Below are 19,122 nucleotides of genomic sequence, written 5' to 3'. Positions count from 1 at the left end.
TGTTGAGTCACTGAGCTGACTTGGATTTTTTCCCGTCTCACGGCACCCTTGCGGGCAGGACATTGACTGCCGCAGGAGGTGGCATGCCAGTTTCACGATTGACGAGTTCGCCATGGTCGGCAGTATTGCTGCTGGTCACGAGCATGCTATTGGCCGTGTCATTGGCGATGCCGGTTCAGGCGCAAGGCCTATCGCTCCCCGGGCTCACCGGTGGCGGAGGCGACACTGGCGACCAACAGGCCGAGGTCGACCCCCAGGCGTTACGTGCCTCCCTCGATCAGGTCATTACGACCCTGGAGAACGATGCCCAGCGTGGCGAGTTGCTCGCCGAGCTCAAGGAATTGCGTCAGGCCAGTGAAACGATAGCGAACGGACAAGGAGAAAGTCAGTCGGGACAGGGAGGGCTGCTCGGCGCACTCGCCGATTCCTTCACGGAGTATGGCGATCAGGCCCAGGCCGGCCAGGCGCCCCTGAACATCTGGACGCAGCGGACCCTGCGTGCCGGTGAAGATCTCGAGTCGCTGTTTGCTTCCATCAGTCGTGAGGAGTTGCTGCGCGACTCGGCCGAGGTCGCCGTATTGCTGGCGATATGGGCCGGCCTGCTGTTCATGCTGATCGGGGCAGGGCGCCTGCTGGCGCGTCGTCGCGACTGGCCCAGAGTCTTGCCACCCGAGCCACGCGGTTGGATGCTGATCGAGCATTTTCTGCGCAAGGCGCTACCCTGGATGCTGGCCTTTGCGGTCATGCTGGCAGCCCTGAACTGGATCGAAGTGTCTCAGGCGGCGCGTACCATCGTGCTGGTGGTGGCCTACATCACCATGTGTGGCAGGCTGCTATCGACGGTGTTCGACGTGGTGATCTCGCTGTTTACCCGCGGGCATCGCCGGGTAGCGGTGGCCATCCTGCGCCAGGGAGCCTTGAGCCGGCTTTTTTTCATCGGCGCGCTGGCCGCGTTGGGCGATGCCGCCAGCAGCGAGCGCCTGATCGAGCAGATGGGCGCCGAACTGGCCGGCTGGGTCTCGGTGATCTGCAATGTGCTCGCCGGAATCATCAGCGGTGGCCTGGTGATCCGCTACCGTCGTCCGGTCAAGCATCTGATCCGCAATCGGCCCTATCCGCAGCGCCGCGAAAAGACCACGAGCCAGGAAATCATCAATGTCATCGGGCGGCTCTGGCATGTACCGGCGTTGCTGCTGATCGGCGCCTCGCTGTTGGCCATCTTCTTCTCCGCCGGCGAGGCCGACGGCGCCTTCACGCGTGCCATCGTCTGTGCGGCGCTGCTGGTACTGACCCTGGTCATCAACGGCGTCATCCAACGCCACAGCGAAAAGACCACCCAGCGGCGCCGCAAGTCGCAATACCGGCGCCGGCTGGAGCGCTTCGGCTATACCCTGTCGTACTTCGTGTTCTGGGCGATCTTCGCCGAACTGTCACTGCGCGTCTGGGGGCTGTCGTTTCTGGGCATCGGCGAAGAGGGCGCAATCAGTGCGCGCATCGGCCAGGCGTTGCTGGGTGTAGGCGTGACGGTACTGCTGGCCTGGCTGGCGTGGATCTTCGCCGATACCGCGATCCAGCGCGCATTGACCAGCTCGGCCCGGTCGCGGGGGCGGCGGGTACATAGTGCACGGGCACAGACCATCACGCCGATGATCCGCAACGCGATCTTCATCACCATCATCGTGATTGCCCTCATCGTGGGGCTGGCCAACCTCGGCGTCAACGTCACGCCACTGCTTGCCGGTGCCGGGGTGATCGGCCTGGCGATCGGTTTCGGGGCGCAGACGCTGGTTCAGGACCTGATCACCGGGCTGTTCATCCTCATCGAGGATTCGTTGACCATCGACGATTTCGTCGACGTCGGCGGCCACATGGGCACGGTGGAGCGTCTCAGCCTGCGCACGGTGCGTCTGCGCGACCTGGACGGCATCGTGCACATCATTCCCTTCAGCCAGATCAAGGGCATTCAGAACTTCTCCCGCGAGTTCGGCATTGCCCTGATGCGCATTCACATTCCCCACGACATGAAGATCGACGATGCCATCGAATTGATGCGCTCGGTCGCCGATGACCTGCGCCAGGATCCGATGATGCGCCACTACGTCTGGTCGCCGTTGGAAGTGCAGGGCGTGCAATCCTTCGAGCAGGGCACGGCGCTGCTGCGTATTCGTATGCGTACGGCGCCGGTCATGCAGTGGGACGTGGCGCGTGCGTTCAATCTACGTCTCAAGCAGCGGCTCGACGAGCAGGGGCAGAGCCTGGCCATGCCGCGCATGAGCGTCACCATGGAAAACGCCGAACCGGGCGGCGAGTTCCAGGAGACCCGCGACGATACCAGCCAGGGGCCTGACGCGCCGCGTCATCATGCCTCGATGCAGGGATAGTTTAGGGCTGGTTGGGGATAGTTTGGCATCGCTCTTGCTTATATCTTGATGCGCTAATGCTTTTTCAACCGCTCCCGATGACCGTGGAGTGTGCGGCGAGGGCTTTCGCTGCCACTGGGTCATTGGCCGCCGATGCTCTTGCTCCAAGAAGGTGCGGGTTGTGCACGCTTGTGGAGCGTGCATAACGCTAACTGGGGTACCAAGGACGATAGAAATCGAGAACAACAGCGCTGATCCATCAGGGAGGAAGGCGTCAGCGTAACCTTGGGGAGCCTGAGTGGATGCAATCCTCGTTACTGGACGCGTTGTGGGTACTTTGGGGCGCCATGCTGGTCTTCGTGATGCAGGCCGGCTTTCTATGCCTTGAGTCGGGCGTTACGCGCAGCAAGAATGCCATCAATGTGGCCATGAAGAATTTGGCCGACTTCACGGTCACCGTGGCGGTGTTCTGGCTCATGGGTTTTGGCCTGATGTTCGGCGAAAGCGTCGGTGGCTGGGTGGGCGGCAGCCACTTTCTGCTTCATCTACAGGTTGGCCAAGATGCTTGGCTGGCCACGTTCTTCCTGTTCGAGGCGATGTTCTGCGCCACTGCGACGACCATCGTCTCGGGCGCCGTAGCTGAGCGTATGCCGTTTCTTGCCTATCTGCTGATCACACTGGTCGTTGGCGCTCTCGTCTATCCGCTATTCGGTCACTGGGCCTGGGCCAGTGCCCTGGGCGAGCACTCCGGCTGGCTCGAATCGCTGGGCTTCGTCGATTTCGCCGGTTCCACGGTCGTACACAGCCTGGGTGGTTGGGTCGCGCTGGCTGCACTACTGCACATTGGACCCCGCGCAGGGCGCTTCACCGAAGGCCGGCCGCTCAAGCCGGTGCCGGCTAGCAACCTGCCGTTGGCCATGCTTGGCGTGCTGCTGCTGTTTCTTGGCTGGTTCGGTTTCAATGGCGGCAGCACGCTGTCGCTCGACGAACGGGTTCCCGGCGTGCTGGTCAATACCGTGCTCGGTGCCGTTGGCGGTGTGTTGTCGGGCATGCTGGTGGGCTGGCGCCTGCGCCGCTACGCCGAGGTCACCTATGCCATGAACGGCGCAATTGCCGGGCTGGTGGCGATCACCGCCGGGGCGCATGCGATATCCGCCCCGCAGGCTCTGTTCATCGGCTCGGTGAGCGGTGTAATGATGGTGCTGGCCAGCGAAGCGTTGCTGCGCTGGCGTATCGACGATGCGGTAGGGGCGATACCCGCGCATCTGGTTGCCGGTATCTGGGGCACGTTGGCCGTCGGCATGATGGGCGATCTGGCCTTGTTGGGGACAGGGCTATCGCGCTGGGAGCAGATTCAGGTGCAGTGCCTGGGGATTCTGGTCTGTGCCGTGTGGAGCGGCGGCGGTGCTTGGTTGATCTTCACCGTGACCGGCAGGATGTTGCCGTTACGGGTGTCGCCCGACGCCGAGCGCCTGGGGCTCAATATGGCCGAACATGGGGCGCGCAGCGAACTCTACGAACTGCTCGAGGCAATGCGACAGCATGAGCGCAACGGCAATGTACATGGACGCGTGGAAGCCGACCCGTTCACCGAAGTCGGAGAAATTGCGGCCAGCTATAACCGAGTCGCGTCGGCCTTGGAAAAGGCCATGGCGCGTACTCAGGTATTGGTACGCAATCTGCGCGACGGTGTCGTGACCTGGCGCAGCGACGGGACCCTGACCGGCTTGAACCCTGGGGCCGAAACCCTGTTCGGGGTCTCCGCCGAGCAGCTGGTTGGCCAACCGTTGAGTCGGCTGATCAATGGCGATCTGCCGCAGCCCGGGCAACGTCGGGAACTACGCATTCACGATCCCAGGCAGGGCGCGCGCTATCTGGAGCTGCAGTTCAGCGAGGGGGCCACGGGCTCGGACGCCGAGTATGCCGCCATGGTGCGTGACATTACCGATCGCAAGCGGGTTCAAGAGCAACTGCATCGCGAGCGCGACTTGGCTCAGGTGACACTGGCCTCCATCGGCGACGGCGTGATTACTACCGATGAGGGCGGACGGGTCAGCTTCATCAACGCCGCAGCCCAGCGCCTGACCGGCTGGTCACACGAGGAGGCGGTTGGCCAACCGATCGCCCGTATCTACCAACTCGTCGACGAAAGTACGGATAGCCCGGTAACCAACCCGGCTCGCTGGGTACTTGGCGGCGGCCAGCCCCCGAGCCATCATGAAGCGCATTTGCTGGTATCGCGTAGCGGTGAAAAATGCCCCGTGCAGGATTCGGTAGCGCCGATCCGGACCCGCAACGGCTATATCATGGGTGCCGTCGTGGTGTTTCACGATATGTCGATAACCCGCGACCTGTCGCGCAAGCTCAACCATCAGGCCACCCATGATGCGTTGACCGGCATGGCCAATCGGCGCAAATTCGAGAGCGAGCTGGGGAGCCTTGTCGACCGTGGCATGGGCCAGCATGTGGTCTGTTATCTCGACCTCGACCAGTTCAAGGTGGTCAACGATACCTGCGGCCATATGGCCGGCGATGAGCTACTGCGTCAAGTGGCGGTGTTGTTGCGTGCAGGTATTCGTCACTCTGATCTGCTCGCCCGATTGGGCGGTGATGAGTTCGGCATCGTGTTTTTCGAGTGTCCGTTGGACAAAGCGCTTGCGGTCGCCGAGGCGATCCGTGAGGCCATCGACGATTTTCGCTTCGTTTGGGAGGGCAGGACCTTTTCGATCGGAGTGAGTCTGGGGCTGGTGGCGGTGACTGGGGTGCGACGTCTAAGCGACGTCCTGAGTGCCGCAGACGCCGCCTGCTATGCGGCCAAGGAGGCCGGACGCAACCGCGTGCATATCTATCAACGCGACGACAGCGTACTGCTCGAGCGGCGCGGCGAACTGCAATGGGTGCCGCGCCTGCAGGCAGCGATCGATAGCGACAGTCTGCGCCTGTATGCCCAGCCGATCGTGGCAGTGGGTAAAGGCCGTGAGGTCAACCATTACGAGATACTGGTGCGCCTCGAGGAACAGGGTAAAGTGATCTCTCCGGGAGCCTTCATGCCGGCGGCGGAGCGCTACAGCCTGATGCCACGCATCGACCGCTGGGTGGTACGCAATACGCTGGCCTGGCTGGCCGACAGCGTGCGTTGCAATCGCCACTGCGGCTTGTGGTCGGTCAACCTGTCCGGTGCCTCGCTATCCGACGAGCGCTTCTGCGAGGACCTGCGCGATTGGGTCGCTGGGGCGGGCCTGCCACCGGGCACCTTGTGCTTCGAGATCACCGAGAGCGTGGCCATCGCCCAGTTATCCCGGGTAACAGTGCTGATCAAGCAGCTCAGGGCGCTGGGCTGTCTGTTCTCGCTGGACGATTTCGGGGCCGGCCTGTCGTCGTTCGGCTACCTGAAGCAACTGCCGGTCGACTTTCTCAAGATCGATGGCCGCTTTGTCCGCGATATCCACGAAGATCCCATCGACTGCGCTATGGTCGAGGCGATCAATACTGTCGGGCACACGCTCAACCTCAAGACCATCGCCGAGTTCGTCGAGAGCGAGGCGATCATGCGACAGCTCGAGAGGTTGGGCGTGGACTACGCCCAAGGCTACCTGATCGATGTTCCCAAACCGTTGGAGACACTGGGCGAGGTCAGGGTCATGCCGCGCTGACCGTGCATTGCGATCGCTGGAAGCTATGCTGTCAGGCAAGCGAGGGAGACTGTGTCGCTCCGTCGCACAGCGTGTGAGGGCGAGCGAACGATGGGAGGTCGCATGATCCGGGCACTGGTATGGGGCGAGAACGTTCACGAGCAGGACGATGCCGAGGTGGCCAGACTCTACCCGCATGGGATGCATGGCTGCATCGCCGCCGGGCTTGGCGAGGATGCTGGCATTCAGGCACGCACCGCGACGCTGCAGGAGCCCGAGCATGGCCTGACCCAGGATGTGCTCGATGCCACGGACGTGCTGGTGTGGTGGGGACACGTTGCCCACGATCGGGTCGATGCGGCCGTGGTGGAGCGCGTCCATGCCCGCGTGCTCGACGGCATGGGCCTGATCGTGCTGCATTCCGGGCACTTTTCCCGGATCTTCAAACGTCTGATGGGAACCGCCTGTTCCCTGGGCCGTTGGCGCGAAGATGGCGAACGCGAGCGGCTATGGGCGGTCGACCCCTCGCATCCCATCGTTCAGGGCGTCGGGGAGTGTATCGAGCTGCCACAGGCGGAAATGTATGGCGAGCCCTTTGCGGTACCCAAGCCCGATGACGTCGTTTTCGTCAGTGCCTTCGAGGGCGGTGAGGCGTTCCGCTCGGGGCTGACCTATCAGCGCGGTGCTGGGCGCATCTTCTATTTTCGGCCCGGCCACGAAACCTTTCCCATCTATCACGATGCGACGATTCGCCGTGTCCTGAAGAATGCCGTGAAGTGGTCTGGCTGGCGCGACGTATCGCACCGTTGAATCGAGAGGCCTCGATCCTTCAGCCGGCAAGAAAGCCCACCGCAACGGTCGTCGTGGCAATCATCGCGAACCCGCCCGCGACGATCCAAGGCGCATGGCGGCGCCAGCGTTGCACGCTGTCGTGCAGTGCCACGGCCTGCGTGACCTTGCTGACCAGAGCGTCGTGACGGGAGTGATCGTTATCGGGCGCCAGCGAGAAATCGTTGGCGGCGCTGTCCAGCCAGTACTGCCCGTGGGTAAGGCCGAGACGTGCGCGTAACCGGCCGATGTCGCACAGCAGGCCATGCAGCCGGTCGTACTCTTCGCGGCGTGATTTCACGCCCAGCACGACGCTGGCTTCGGCTTTCAGGGCCGTGTGCTGACAGGCCTCGACGGCGGCGGAGATTTCCGCATCGGAGGCGGCCTGGTCGATGCCCAGGCGTTTATATAAATCGCGCATCTTGCATCAAGTATTCGTAGGCTTTCTGGATTTTCTGAAAACGCATGGACGCCGAGGCGACATCCCGCTCACCGAGCGCAAAGAAGCGATCGGGATGGTGGGTCTGCGCCAGTCGCCGATAGGCTTTCTTTATCTCGTTACGCGTCGCCCCGGCATCGAGCCCGAGGATATCCAAGGCGCGCAAGGTCTTGGCGCTATGCGACCGGTCGCCGCCCTGCCGGGAGCCGCCGGCATGATTCTGCGAATGACGCTGCCTGTGGTGCGACTGCTGCTCATGCTGGCGCTGTTCGGATTGCGAGCGCTGCTGTTGTCGGGCATGCTCGCGCGCTTGCCAGTAGGCTTCGCGACTTGGGTCCTCGGGGCTATCGAAGGGCTTGCCGGCGACGTCGCGATACAACTGGGCGAACTGCTGCGGGGACGTGCCCAGCAGGTCGGCCAGAAATCGCAGAATATGATTGGTGCCCGCAGCCAGCTTGCCTTCGGTGACGCCAATCTCTATCGCCTGCCGCAAGAACGGTGAGGCCTGGGTGCCCCAACGGTCCTTCTGCAGCACTTCGGCAGCGAGCTGGATGGCGTCCAGGTCCTGGCGTGAGCCGATGTCGAGAATCGCCTGGCAGTCGTGCCCATGCCGCATGCTGGCCGACATGGCGGCGATGCGTTGTCGATCCGCTTCGGACAGGCCGTCCTTGCTGGCAGCCACCCAGGTCAGCAGGAGCAGGGCAGCCGTATCCGTCTGATTCCTGCTTTTCAGCAGCAGCAATTCGAACGGTGTGAAGCGGGTTGTCGCCATGCCTGACTCCGGCAAATCCAGCGTGTTGTTATGATCGAGGACGCTGCAGTATACCCAATGCCCACGGCATTTGTCGGCAGCCGCTCTTGTGAGAAAAGTGCAACGAAAAGCGCTCGCTATGCAGCACGTTTCCGGGCAATGACTGTCCACGTGCAGTGGCACAATCGTCATGAATCCTGTGGACTGGAGAATCGGCAGCAACGTGATCAGCGTCGAGAATAAAGATGGCTTCAACATCAAGATATCGCGGCGGTTGCGTGAGGCAACCTCGCATAAGCTGGACCTCTACCTTTTCGTGCCCGGTGAACTGGGCCTGACGACGCATGTGGTGCCGGAAAGCGAGTTCTACCATAACGCCATTCACGTCAAGCGTACCTATTATAGCGACAAGCACCACCTGCCCCTGGTACACAGCCGCCTGGCCAGCCGGGGCAAGCTGTCCAGCGAGCAATACCGGTTGAGCCTCAGCCTGTATGCCTATCAGTACATCGTGGCGCTGGAAGCCTCGACACGCGAGGTGCTGAACGCCGACGAGGAAACCCAGCTCGACCAGCTTGAGGAACTGGTCGAACTGGCGCTGGGCATTCTCAAGCGGCTGCGGCGCAACACGCCCGGTGACGACGGCATGCTGCAATACTACGTCAATATCGACAATTACCTGTCCTGGGCCACCGAACAGCGTCTGTTATCGCTGATCGTCAGCCTGCCCACCAGCGAAGACTACCAACCCGTCCGCGAGCGACTGTTGGAGATATGCGAAGCGGAAAACGCCTATCGCTACGCGCAGAACTACAACTCCAGCCATGCGCTTCAGGACCCCGAACGCATGTCCAACAAGATGCGCCTGCTGCGTCGCCTCATCGAGCATCCGGTCACGTTGGGCGCCCAGATTCAGGAGCTGGGCCAGGGTGAGGAAAAACTGGTCAAGGGCACGGCCACGGCGATCGTCATGATCTTCGTCACGTTGATGGTGTTGCAGGCCAACCACGTGCTCAGTCATCTGACCACCCTGTTCGTCTTCGTGCTGGCGCTTATCTATGCGCTGCGCGAGGTCTTCAAGGATGACCTGCGCAATACCTTGTGGCGCTGGTTGCGCAAGGGGCGGCCAAAGTGGCGGCGACACTACTTCGATGCCAACAGCGGCGAGCTCGTCGGGCGCCAGCTCGAATGGTTCGATTACCAGCGGGTGCATAAGCTCGACGATGACGTACTGGCGGCACGTCGCGCCAACGTCACTCAGCGCGAAGAAGTCGTGCTGCACTACGGCAGCAGTTCACGTATGTCGCCGACCCGTTTTTTGAGCGGTTACGAAGAGGTCCGCGAAACGCTGCTCCTCGATCTCGATGTCCTCGCCAAGCTCATGGACAAGGGCGCACACGACGTCTACCGGCTCATCGACGGGGAAGTGGCGTGTGAAACCGTCGAAAAGCGTTACCTGATCAATCTGGTAGCCAGGCAGGCACAGGGAGATCGCCAGGCAACGATTCAGCGCTGGAAAATCGTCATGAGCCGTTCGCGGATCATCGACATCGAAGCGGTAACCTAGTCGGGACAGCCTTCATTCCGGTGAGCTTGACTCTCAGCCACACATGCTACGCTGATTGAGGCGGGCGGAGTTTTTCCGACCGCAACGCCAGTCAGACAATGGAGGTGTCGCATGAAGGATTCCAAGACGGACAAATCGGAAGGCATGATCGAGCGCGCGGCCGGCAAGGCCAAGGAAGCGCTTGGCAAGGCTGGCAAGGATCGGGACACCGAGGCGCAAGGCAAGGCCCAGACCTCGAAAGGCCATGCCAAGCAGGCCAAAGGGGATTTGAAGGACTCCCTGAAGTCGGGAAGCCAGGCCGGGCGGTCGGACGATCCTAACCGGTAAGCGCGACATGTGTCGGTTTCGATAACAGCATCCTGTGGGGCAGGGCCGGTTGGCGCCTGCCCTAGGTAAGGACGGAGCAGTCATGTTTGGAAACAAGGCGAAGGAACGCTCGGCCGAGCATCAGGCCGAAGTGGATAGACTGAGCCAGGGCTTGGCTCTTTACCAAACCCAGTCCTGCCCATTCTGTATAAAGGTTCGGCGTGAAATCGACCGGCTTAACCTACCTATCGAATTGCGCGATGTGAGTCGCAATCCACACTATCGCAAGGAACAGATCGAAGGCGGTGGGCGCGCCACGGTGCCATGCCTGAAGATCACTGACGACCAGGGCAAGGTAACTTGGATGTACGAGTCCGAGGACATCAATCGTTACCTGCGTCGGCGCTTCGAAAACGTGTCGTAACGCGTGGCCGTGCATGCCAGCGACAAGCTGACCCAGACCCGCCAGGCTCTGTACGGCAGCTGCGCCGTCGCCCTGGTGATCGTCTTCTGTTATTGGTAGCGACCTTCCCTCATTAACCCACTGCTCATCATGACGGCGATCCCGCTCGGTGTGGCGAGCGGGATCGTTGGTTTGGTATTGACGAATGACGTGAGCGCCATCGCTTCCTAAAACATGGCGAGTCTTTTGTCCATCCGACAACTTTGACCTGCGACAAAAAGTCCCTTTTTGTGTCGCACCGATTACGCGACAATTCGCCGCTCTCTCGATTTGGCGGCCTCTTCACTCCTTCCCATAACGAAGCGGGTCCGTCCAATGGCGTGTTCACGTATCGGGATGCGTCGTTCGAGTGAACCCTCGTGCGGGTGTCGCCAGGAAGGCGGAACAACATCCGATCCAGATAAGTCAGCTTGATAGCCTGCTAATCATTAGCTTAGGTGCATTAGATGGCCACTTCCATGCCTGAACGAAGCCGTAGAATGAGGATAAAAAATCTCATTTTTTTCAAAGCGTTGCCATTGCTGATCCTGCCACTGCTATTGAGTGGCTGCAGCATGGCGTTGATGGATCCCAAAGGGGAAGTCGGCAGTGAGATCAAGTCGCTGATCATCACTGCCTTCTGGCTGATGATGATCGTGGTCATCCCGGTCATCGTGATGACGTTCCTGTTTGCCTGGCGTTACCGCAACACCAACTACAAGGCCAAGTACACACCGAACTGGGCCCATTCCAACGTCATCGAGGCAATCGTCTGGTTCGTTCCCCTAGTGATCATTGCCTTCCTGGCGATCATTACCTGGCAGACGTCTCACTCGCTCAATCCCAACGTGCCTATCGATGCCGAGGAAGGCACCGAGCCGATGGAGATCGATGTCGTCGCCCTCGACTGGAAATGGTTGTTCATTTATCCCGATCTGGGCATCGCCAGCGTCAATGAAGTCGCATTCCCGGTCGATACGCCGGTGCAGTTCAACATCACCTCCGGCACGGTGATGAATGCGTTCATGATCCCGCGCCTGGGCAGCCAGCTCTATGCCATGGCCGGTATGGACAACGAACTGTATCTGATCGCGAACGAAGAGGGCATCTATCCGGGGCGCTCCACCAATTTCAGTGGTGCCGGTTTCTCGGAAATGATCTTCGCAGCACAAGCCACTTCGCAGGAAGGGTTCGAGGCCTGGGTCGAGAAGGTGCGTCAGTCGTCCGAGACGCTCTCCTTCGAGCAGGGCTACGAAGAGCTTGCGGCACCGTCCGTCGGTCATCCGGTCGAGTATTTCTCGAACGTACCGGCCGAGCTCTACGACAACATCGTAATGAGCTTCAAGAACGGCACGGCTGTCCAGCCGGGGCATAGTGGCGGTCATGGCGGCCATGGTGGTGGTCATGCGGCAGAACAGGACGAGCATGGCGAAGGGCACGACGTCGCCATGAGCGCAGAGGTAGCGGAGTAACGTTATGTTCGGAAAACTGAGTTGGGATGTGATTCCTTACCACGACCCCATCATCATGGTGGTGGTCGCAGGCATGGCCGTGATCATTGCCGGGCTCGTGGCTTGGATCACCTATAAAAAGAACTGGGGTTACTTGTGGAAGGAGTGGATCACCTCCGTCGATCACAAGAAGCTCGGTATCATGTATTTCCTCGTCGCGCTGGTGATGCTGATCCGCGGTTTTGCGGATGCGCTCATGATGCGTTCCCAGCAGGCGGCCATGGCGCTCGGCAGCCCGGAAGGCTATCTGCCGCCGGAACACTATGACCAGATCTTCACCGCCCACGGCGTGATCATGATCTTCTTCGTGGCCATGCCCATGGTCATCGGTCTGATGAACCTGGTCGTGCCGCTGCAGATCGGCGCCCGCGACGTGGCCTACCCGTTCCTGAACAATCTGAGTTTCTGGCTGTTCGCCTCGGGTGTCATCCTGATCAACGTCTCTTTGTTCCTCGGTGAATTCGCCAAGACCGGCTGGCTGGCCTATGCGCCGCTCTCGGGGATAGATTACAGTCCCGGGGTCGGGGTCGATTACTGGATATGGGCGTTACAGATATCGGGGATAGGTACGACCCTGACGGGTATCAACTTCTTCGTGACGATCCTCAAGATGCGCACCAAGGGCATGACCCTGTTCCGCATGCCGATCTTCACCTGGACGTCGTTCTGCGCCAACATCCTGATCATTGCCTCTTTCCCGATTCTGACGGCGACCATCGCGATGCTGACGCTGGACCGCTACCTGGGAACGAACTTCTTCACCAATGATCTTGGTGGCAACCAGATGATGTACGTCAACCTCATCTGGGCCTGGGGCCATCCCGAGGTTTACATCCTGATCCTGCCGGCATTCGGCGTGTTCTCCGAGGTCATTGCAACCTACAGCAGGAAGCGCCTGTTCGGCTACCACACCATGGTGTGGGCGACGATGGCGATCTCGTTCCTGGCGTTCATCGTCTGGCTGCACCACTTCTTCACCATGGGGTCGGGCGCCAACGTCAATGCCTTCTTCGGCATCGCGACGATGATCATTGCCATTCCCACCGGGGTGAAGATATTCAACTGGCTGTTCACCATGTACCGCGGACGCCTGGAGTTCACGTCTCCGGTGCTGTGGACGCTGGGCTTCATCATCACCTTTACCTTGGGTGGCATGACCGGGGTGATGCTGGCGGTGCCGGCGGCGAACTTCGTGCTGCACAACACGCTGTTCGTCATTGCGCACTTCCATAACGTCATCATCGGTGGTGTGGTGTTCGGCATGTTGGCCGGCCTGACCTACTGGTTCCCCAAGGCGTTCGGCTTCAAGCTGGACGAGAAGTGGGGCAAGCGTTCCTTCTGGTGCTGGATCGTCGGTTTCTTCACCGCCTTCTCGCCGCTGTACGTGCTGAGCTTCTATGGTGCCGTGCGCCGCATGCAGTCGTACGACAATCCCGAGTATCACGTCTGGATGCTGATCGCTTGGGTGGGTGCCGTCATCATCATGCTGGGCATCGTCTGTACCGTGATCCAGTTCGTCGTCAGCTATCGCAACCGCGAGCAGCTGCGTGACGTGACCGGCGATCCGTGGGACGGCCGTACCCTGGAGTGGTCGACGTCGTCACCGGCGCCGTTCTACAACTTCGCACACCTGCCGGAAGTGAAGTCCATCGATACCTTCTGGGAGATGAAGCAGGCCGGCGAATTCGAGACGTCCAAGCCGCCATACAAGGACATCCACATGCCCAAGTACACGGCTGCCGGTCCGATCATCAGCCTGTTCGCGACGATCCTCGGCTTCGCACTGGTCTGGCACATCTGGTGGCTGGCCATCGTTGGCGCCCTGGGAGTCTTCGTCAGCTTCCTGGCGCGGATCTTCAACGACGATGTGGATTACTACGTACCGGCGTCGGAGGTCGAGCGTATCGAGCGCGCGCACCACGAACGGCTCACCGAGTACAGCAAGCAGCATGACGTGCGTGGCAACGTCGGAACTATGGGGGCGCAGTCATAATGGCTACCGATACTCTTGGCAATCGCATCGTTGAGCCCAGCGATCATGGGCGCGATCAAGGCCACGACGTACAGGCTCATCAACACGACCATCACGATGCCGGCGGCATGAAAGTGTTCGGCTTCTGGGTCTACCTGATGAGCGACCTGATCATCTTCGGGACGCTGTTCGCCACCTATGCCGTGCTCGTTGGGGGCACGGCGGATGGCCCGACGCCCGGGGAGATCTTCGATCTGCCGCTTATCATGGCTGGCACCTTCTTCCTGCTGTTCAGCAGTTTCACCTACGGCATGGCCGTGCTGGCCATGAACGCCAATCGCATCGGCCAGCTCAAGGCCTGGCTGTGGGTGACGCTACTGCTGGGCGCCGGCTTCATCGGGCTGGAACTCTACGAGTTCCAGCATCTGATCCACGAAGGCTACGGCCCGGGGCGCAGCGCCTTCCTGTCGGCCTTCTTCACGCTGGTCGGCACCCACGGCCTGCACGTGTTCTTCGGCATGATCTGGATGCTGGTAATGCTGATTCAGCTTCAGACCAAGGGCCTGAACGACATTACCCGGCCACGCATCATGTGCCTGAGCCTGTTCTGGCACTTCCTGGACATCGTCTGGATCTGCGTGTTCACCTTCGTCTATCTCATGGGGGCAATGTGACATGAGCGGTTCACACACTAGTCACGGTGATACCAGCCACGGCAGCGTCAAGTCCTATGTGATCGGTCTGATTCTGTCCATCGTCCTGACCATCGTCGCATTCGGCATGGTCATGACCGGGGCATTCAGCACGCTGACCACGGTGATCGTGATCGTTGCTGCCGCGGTATTGCAGCTTCTCGTGCAGCTGATCATGTTCCTGCACATGAACACCAAGGCCGATGAAGGCTGGAATCTGATGTCGTTCATTTTCACGGTGAAGATTCTGGTGCTGGTGATCGGTGGTTCGCTGTGGATCATGCACAATCTGCACATCAACATGATGCTCGACTAAGCGGGCGAGACGATGATCAAGCTCTATCTGAACCTGACCAAGCCGGGAATCATCTTCGGTAACTTGATTTCCGTGACGGGCGGCTACTTTCTGGCCGCCCGGGGGGAGTTCGATCTCCCCCTGTTTCTCGCCACGCTGGCCGGGGTCGCGTTGGTAATCGCTTCCGGCTGCGTGTTCAACAACGTCATCGATCGCGATATCGACGTCAAGATGGAGCGTACCCGCAACCGGGCGCTGGCCCGGGGGCTGGTGTCACCGCATGTCGCCCTGGCTTACGCCACGGTACTGGGGCTGGCCGGGTTCGCGCTGCTCTATTGGGGGGCCAACCCGCTAGCCGCATTGTTCGCCGGGCTGGGCTTCTTTGTCTATGTCGTGCTCTATAGCCTCTACTTGAAGCGAAATTCGGTCTACGGGACGCTAGTCGGCAGCCTGTCCGGGGCGACGCCGCCGGTGATCGGCTACTGTGCCGCCAGTGGGCAGTTCGACATGGGTGGGGCGATTCTGCTGCTGATCTTCAGCCTCTGGCAGATGCCGCACTCCTATGCGATCGCCATCTTCCGCTTCAACGACTACCGTGCCGCATCGATTCCGGTGCTGCCGGTGAAAAAGGGCATTGCCGCCGCGAAGCGTTCCATCGTGCTGTACATCGTGGCGTTCATGGCGGCGGCTTTGGCGTTGTCAGTGCTGGGGTATGCCGGCTACGGTTACTTTGCCGTGGCAGCGACGATGAGCCTGTACTGGCTGTATCTTGCTTCGCTGGGCTACCGCAAGAACGATGACTGCGCTTGGGCGAAGAAACAGTTCGCCTTCTCGATCGTGATGATCACTGCACTCAGCGTGATGATGGCAGTGGATTTTAGGGCGGCGCCGGCGGCCATGCTCGCCGACGCCCAACCTCAGATCGACAATTTCCTGCGCGCCAGCCTGTCCTTGTAACCACGGGCTATCAGCAAGCACAGTAGCGTTAGCTGCTGGTCCATGCAGTATCGACGCCCTGGCCGATTGGCCAGGGCGTTTTTCGTGCTGACGTCAGCTTGCAGTCGTGACGCGGGAGAGCGCAGATTCCAGCGTTTCGACGCTGCGTTCGATATGGTGCAGCTTGTCGAGGCCGAACAGGCCGATGCGAAAGGTCTGGAAGTCCTCGCCTTCGTCACACATCAGCGGCACACCGGCTGCGACCTGCAGGCCGGCCTGGGCGAACCGGGCGGCGAGGCCTGACTCGTCGGTATAGCTCACCACCACGCCCGGCGCCTGGAAGCCTTCTGCGGCGACGCTGCGGAATCCGTACTCGGCGAGTAGCGTACGCACCCGGTCGCCGAGCAGTTGCTGCTCGGCACGCACCTCGTCGAAACCGTAGGCTTCGGTCTCGCGCATGATGTCGCGCAGCCGGGTCAGACCGTCGGTGGGCAGGGTGGCATGGTAGGCATGGCCGCCATTTTCGTAGGCCTGCATGATCGACAGCCACTTGCGCAGGTCGGCGGCAAAACTGGTGCTGGTCGTCGACTCGATACGCTCGAGCGCGTGCGCACCCAGCATGACCATGGCGCAACAGGGCGAGGCGCTCCAGCCTTTCTGCGGCGCGCTGATCAGGATATCGACGCCGATGTCTTGCATGTCTACCCACAGCGTACCCGAGGCGATGCAATCGAGCACGAACAGCCCGCCGGCGTCATGCGTGGCTTGCGCCACTCGGCTCAGGTAATCGTCGGGCAGCAGCATGCCGGACGCGGTCTCCACGTGGGGAGCGAAGACCAGGGCTGGCCGCTGTTTTTCGATGGTGGCAACCACCTCATCGATGGGCGCCGGGGCGAAGGGGGCCTGGGGACCGTCGCTGACGGGCCGAGCCTTGAGTACCGTTTCGGTCGCAGGAATACCGCCCATCTCGAAAATTTGCGACCAGCGGTAGCTGAACCAGCCGTTGCGGATCACCAGGCACGACTGACCGGTGGCGAACTGGCGGGCGACCGCTTCCATGCCAAAGGTGCCACTGCCCGGCACGATCACTGCCGCCTCGGCGTGATAGACCTGCTTGAGCGTGCGAGAGAGATCCCGCATGACACCCTGAAAGGTCCGTGACATATGGTTGAGTGAACGGTCCGTGTAGACCACCGAATATTCGAGCAGACCGTCTGGGTCTACGTCGGGCAGCAGGCCTGGCATGCGCATTGTCTCCTCATCGCTGTATACAAAACCTGAGGATATTCGCTGGCGAAGCCGTCAGCCAGTCCTGTTCGCGGGGATCGCCTCTGGGTGCACGAAAGACATTCGAGAACCTGCCGGGCGGGGCCGCCCGGCAAGTCCAGCGTCAGGCTGCGACGACGCTGCGTCGCAGCGGCTGGAGCAGGGGGCCATGACCGGCTGAAGGAGAAGCGAGTGCGTGCGGCGTGTCGCTGACCGTGAACTGACCGACCACTTCGGTCATGTCGACCGCCTGCTCGTCGAGCGACTTGCTGGCGGCTGCCACCTGCTCGACCAGCGCCGCATTCTGCTGGGTGACCTCTTCCAGTTGGGCGACAGCCTGATTGATCTGTTCGATACCCGCCGACTGTTCGTTGGTGGCGGAAGAGATATCACTCACCAGCGAGGCGACCTGGCCGATGCGCGAGACAATCTCGCTCAGGGTCTGGTGGGTTGCCGAGACCAGCCGGTTGCCGGTGTCGATGGTCGTGACGTTGCGCTCGATCAGCGCGCGGATGCGCTCGGCCTCGCTGGCGCTACGACTGGCGAGCTGGCGGACCTCGGAGGCGACCACGGCAAAGCCGCGCCCATGCTCGCCGGCACGCGCCGCTTCCACCGAGGCGTTCAGCGCCAGCAGATTGGTCTGGAAGGCGATACTGTCGATGGCGGCGACGATCGCCGTGACTTCCTGATTGGCAGTATGGATGTGAGCCATGGCCTGGCGAGCCTGGTCGGCAACGCCACTGGCCTGGCTAGCCTGGCCGGCCGCGTCTTTGGCGAGGTGCTGTGCCTGGTCGGCATTCTCTGCGGTGTGGCGGACCGTTGCGGTGATCTGTTCCATGCTCGAGGCGGTCTCCACCAGGGACGCGGACTGCTCTTCGGTGCGCTGGGCAAGATCCTGGTTGCCTTGGGCGATCTCGCCACTGGCGACCTCGATGGACAGTGCACTGCGACGAATGTTGGTGATCAACCGCTCGGTATCGTCGGTGGCCTTGTTGAAAGCCTGGTAGAGCTGGGAGAGTTCGTCGCTACCCGGCACGGCCAGACGCTGGGTCAGGTCGCCGCCTCGGGTGGTGATCTCATGCAGGGTGCGCTTGAGCGGGATGATGATGGCACGCACGATCGATACGGTCACTACCAAGGTAAGCAAAGAGGCCAGGCTGGCAATGGCGACATAGGTCCACAAATCGATACGCGCCTCGCGGTGCAGGGCCTGGGCGGTGGATAGAATATCCTCGGTCACGGCGTTTTCCACTGTCTTGAGCCGGTCGATCTTGACCGTCTGCCAGTCGAACCACTGCTGAGGGTCGACCTCGAAACCGCCCTGATCGGCACGTTCGATGACTAGCTCGCGTAGTCCGGCCAGGCGGTCGATGTCGGACCCGGAAAGCGCCTGTCGATAGTGTTCGCGGATTGTGGCGGTAGCCAGTGTGTCGAAGCCCATCAGAAAGGCGGCTTCCTCACCGACCAGATTCATGAACCGACGGTACAGTGCCGGGGGCATCTGGTCGGCGGCGAAAGCGTTGGCCAGCAGGGCGCGCTCGATACCGGCGAGATCCTTGGCTTCCAACAGGTTGTAATAGGCGGCCAGGCGTCGGGCGACGCTGGCTTCGACGGTCATATGGCTCAGCTTGCCGGCCAGACCCATCAATGCGGCATTGATGCCGGTGTAGTGCCCCAGGGCATCGTTGACAGGGATGGAGAGGGCATCCACGCGACGGCGCAGGTCGGCCGTAGCGTCGAGCCGTTGACGAGCCGTCGCGATCTGGGCGGCGAGATCGGAATCCAGAAGCCGGGTGTCGAGTGCGTCGAGACTGGCCACGAAGGTTGCCGCCTTGGCGTCGGTGGCCGGACGCTGTTCGCGCAGTTCGCTGCGAAAGGTTTTGCCCCCGCTACCCAGGAAACCCGACGTCATGCCGCGTTCGCGCTGGATTTCGTGAACGAGATTGCCGGCTTGCTGGGCCAGGGCAGTCAGGGATTGCAGCCGATCCATGTTGGTCACGACCTGCTGGCGCTCGAGGACGCCGGATACGGCGAAGAACAACATGGCCAGCACGGGCAGTGCCAAGGCAAGCATGAACTTGCGGCTGATGGAAATGCGATGCAACAGATGCTTCATTGGGGGGCC

Annotated in this window: 15 protein-coding genes; 11 read left to right on the top strand and 4 right to left on the bottom strand. The window is 61.2% G+C overall.

Going from position 1 to position 19,122, the window contains the following annotated elements; genetic code table 11:
- Positions 1 to 83 precede the first annotated feature (83 nt).
- The 3 genes from MHM84_RS12105 (at position 84) to MHM84_RS12095 (ending at position 6,802) form a co-directional block, all read left to right on the top strand.
- The gene (locus MHM84_RS12105; protein ID WP_239266483.1) at positions 84 to 2,381 is read left to right on the top strand and encodes a mechanosensitive ion channel family protein; all 2,298 of its coding nucleotides are present in this window, start codon (positions 84 to 86) and stop codon (positions 2,379 to 2,381) included.
- Positions 2,382 to 2,662: 281 nt separating this feature from the next.
- The gene (amt, locus tag MHM84_RS12100) at positions 2,663 to 6,013 is read left to right on the top strand and encodes an ammonium transporter (RefSeq protein ID WP_239266481.1); all 3,351 of its coding nucleotides are present in this window, start codon (positions 2,663 to 2,665) and stop codon (positions 6,011 to 6,013) included.
- Between the two features lie 102 nt (positions 6,014 to 6,115).
- Positions 6,116 to 6,802 (top strand): ThuA domain-containing protein, encoded by a 687-nt coding sequence (locus MHM84_RS12095; RefSeq protein ID WP_239266479.1) that lies wholly within the window; start codon positions 6,116 to 6,118, stop codon positions 6,800 to 6,802.
- A gap of 19 nt (positions 6,803 to 6,821) precedes the next feature.
- On the opposite strand, the gene MHM84_RS12090 is transcribed toward MHM84_RS12095, so the two are convergent.
- Both MHM84_RS12090 and MHM84_RS12085 read right to left on the bottom strand, forming a co-directional pair.
- A complete protein-coding gene (locus tag MHM84_RS12090) occupies positions 6,822 to 7,241 on the bottom strand; it encodes a hypothetical protein (RefSeq protein ID WP_239266477.1) in 420 nt (139 codons plus the stop codon).
- The gene (locus MHM84_RS12085) at positions 7,225 to 8,031 is read right to left on the bottom strand and encodes a DnaJ domain-containing protein (protein ID WP_239266475.1); all 807 of its coding nucleotides are present in this window, start codon (positions 8,029 to 8,031) and stop codon (positions 7,225 to 7,227) included. The genes MHM84_RS12090 and MHM84_RS12085 overlap by 17 nt, the downstream gene beginning before the upstream one ends.
- Positions 8,032 to 8,233: 202 nt before the next feature.
- Here MHM84_RS12085 and MHM84_RS12080 point away from each other — a divergent pair, with 202 nt between their 5' ends.
- The 8 genes from MHM84_RS12080 to cyoE all read left to right on the top strand — a co-directional run bounded on the left by MHM84_RS12080 (position 8,234) and on the right by cyoE (position 15,752).
- Positions 8,234 to 9,577 carry a hypothetical protein gene (locus tag MHM84_RS12080; RefSeq protein ID WP_239266901.1) on the top strand — a complete coding sequence of 448 codons (1,344 nt, stop codon included), beginning with the start codon at positions 8,234 to 8,236 and terminating at the stop codon, positions 9,575 to 9,577.
- A gap of 111 nt (positions 9,578 to 9,688) precedes the next feature.
- Positions 9,689 to 9,904: a CsbD family protein gene (locus tag MHM84_RS12075; RefSeq protein WP_239266473.1), complete on the top strand. Its 216-nt coding sequence runs from the start codon at positions 9,689 to 9,691 to the stop codon at positions 9,902 to 9,904.
- 82 nt (positions 9,905 to 9,986) lie between these two features.
- A complete protein-coding gene (locus MHM84_RS12070) occupies positions 9,987 to 10,307 on the top strand; it encodes a glutaredoxin (RefSeq protein ID WP_239266471.1) in 321 nt (106 codons plus the stop codon).
- A gap of 518 nt (positions 10,308 to 10,825) precedes the next feature.
- Entirely contained in the window at positions 10,826 to 11,797 is a 972-nt protein-coding gene (gene cyoA / locus MHM84_RS12065; protein WP_239266469.1) for a ubiquinol oxidase subunit II, read from the top strand.
- 4 nt (positions 11,798 to 11,801) lie between these two features.
- On the top strand, positions 11,802 to 13,829 hold the full coding sequence (cyoB, locus tag MHM84_RS12060) for a cytochrome o ubiquinol oxidase subunit I (RefSeq protein WP_239266467.1): 2,028 nt from the start codon (positions 11,802 to 11,804) through the stop codon (positions 13,827 to 13,829).
- A complete protein-coding gene (gene cyoC, locus MHM84_RS12055; protein WP_239266465.1) occupies positions 13,829 to 14,482 on the top strand; it encodes a cytochrome o ubiquinol oxidase subunit III in 654 nt (217 codons plus the stop codon). Before cyoB ends, cyoC begins: the two co-directional genes overlap by 1 nt.
- 1 nt (position 14,483) lies before the next feature.
- A complete protein-coding gene (cyoD, locus tag MHM84_RS12050) occupies positions 14,484 to 14,816 on the top strand; it encodes a cytochrome o ubiquinol oxidase subunit IV (RefSeq protein ID WP_239266463.1) in 333 nt (110 codons plus the stop codon).
- 12 nt (positions 14,817 to 14,828) lie between these two features.
- A complete protein-coding gene (gene cyoE / locus MHM84_RS12045) occupies positions 14,829 to 15,752 on the top strand; it encodes a heme o synthase (RefSeq protein WP_239266461.1) in 924 nt (307 codons plus the stop codon).
- A gap of 93 nt (positions 15,753 to 15,845) precedes the next feature.
- Here the strand turns inward: cyoE and MHM84_RS12040 are convergent, their stop codons facing one another.
- Positions 15,846 to 16,976: an aminotransferase class V-fold PLP-dependent enzyme gene (locus MHM84_RS12040; protein ID WP_239266459.1), complete on the bottom strand. Its 1,131-nt coding sequence runs from the start codon at positions 16,974 to 16,976 to the stop codon at positions 15,846 to 15,848.
- 145 nt (positions 16,977 to 17,121) lie between these two features.
- A complete protein-coding gene (locus MHM84_RS12035) occupies positions 17,122 to 19,113 on the bottom strand; it encodes a methyl-accepting chemotaxis protein (protein ID WP_239266457.1) in 1,992 nt (663 codons plus the stop codon).
- Between the last annotated feature and the right edge of the window lie 9 nt (positions 19,114 to 19,122).

Origin of the sequence: Halomonas sp. McH1-25 (genome assembly GCF_022348165.1) — a bacterium.
Taxonomy (GTDB): domain Bacteria; phylum Pseudomonadota; class Gammaproteobacteria; order Pseudomonadales; family Halomonadaceae; genus Modicisalibacter.
This window is presented reverse-complemented; position numbering and strand designations above follow the sequence as displayed.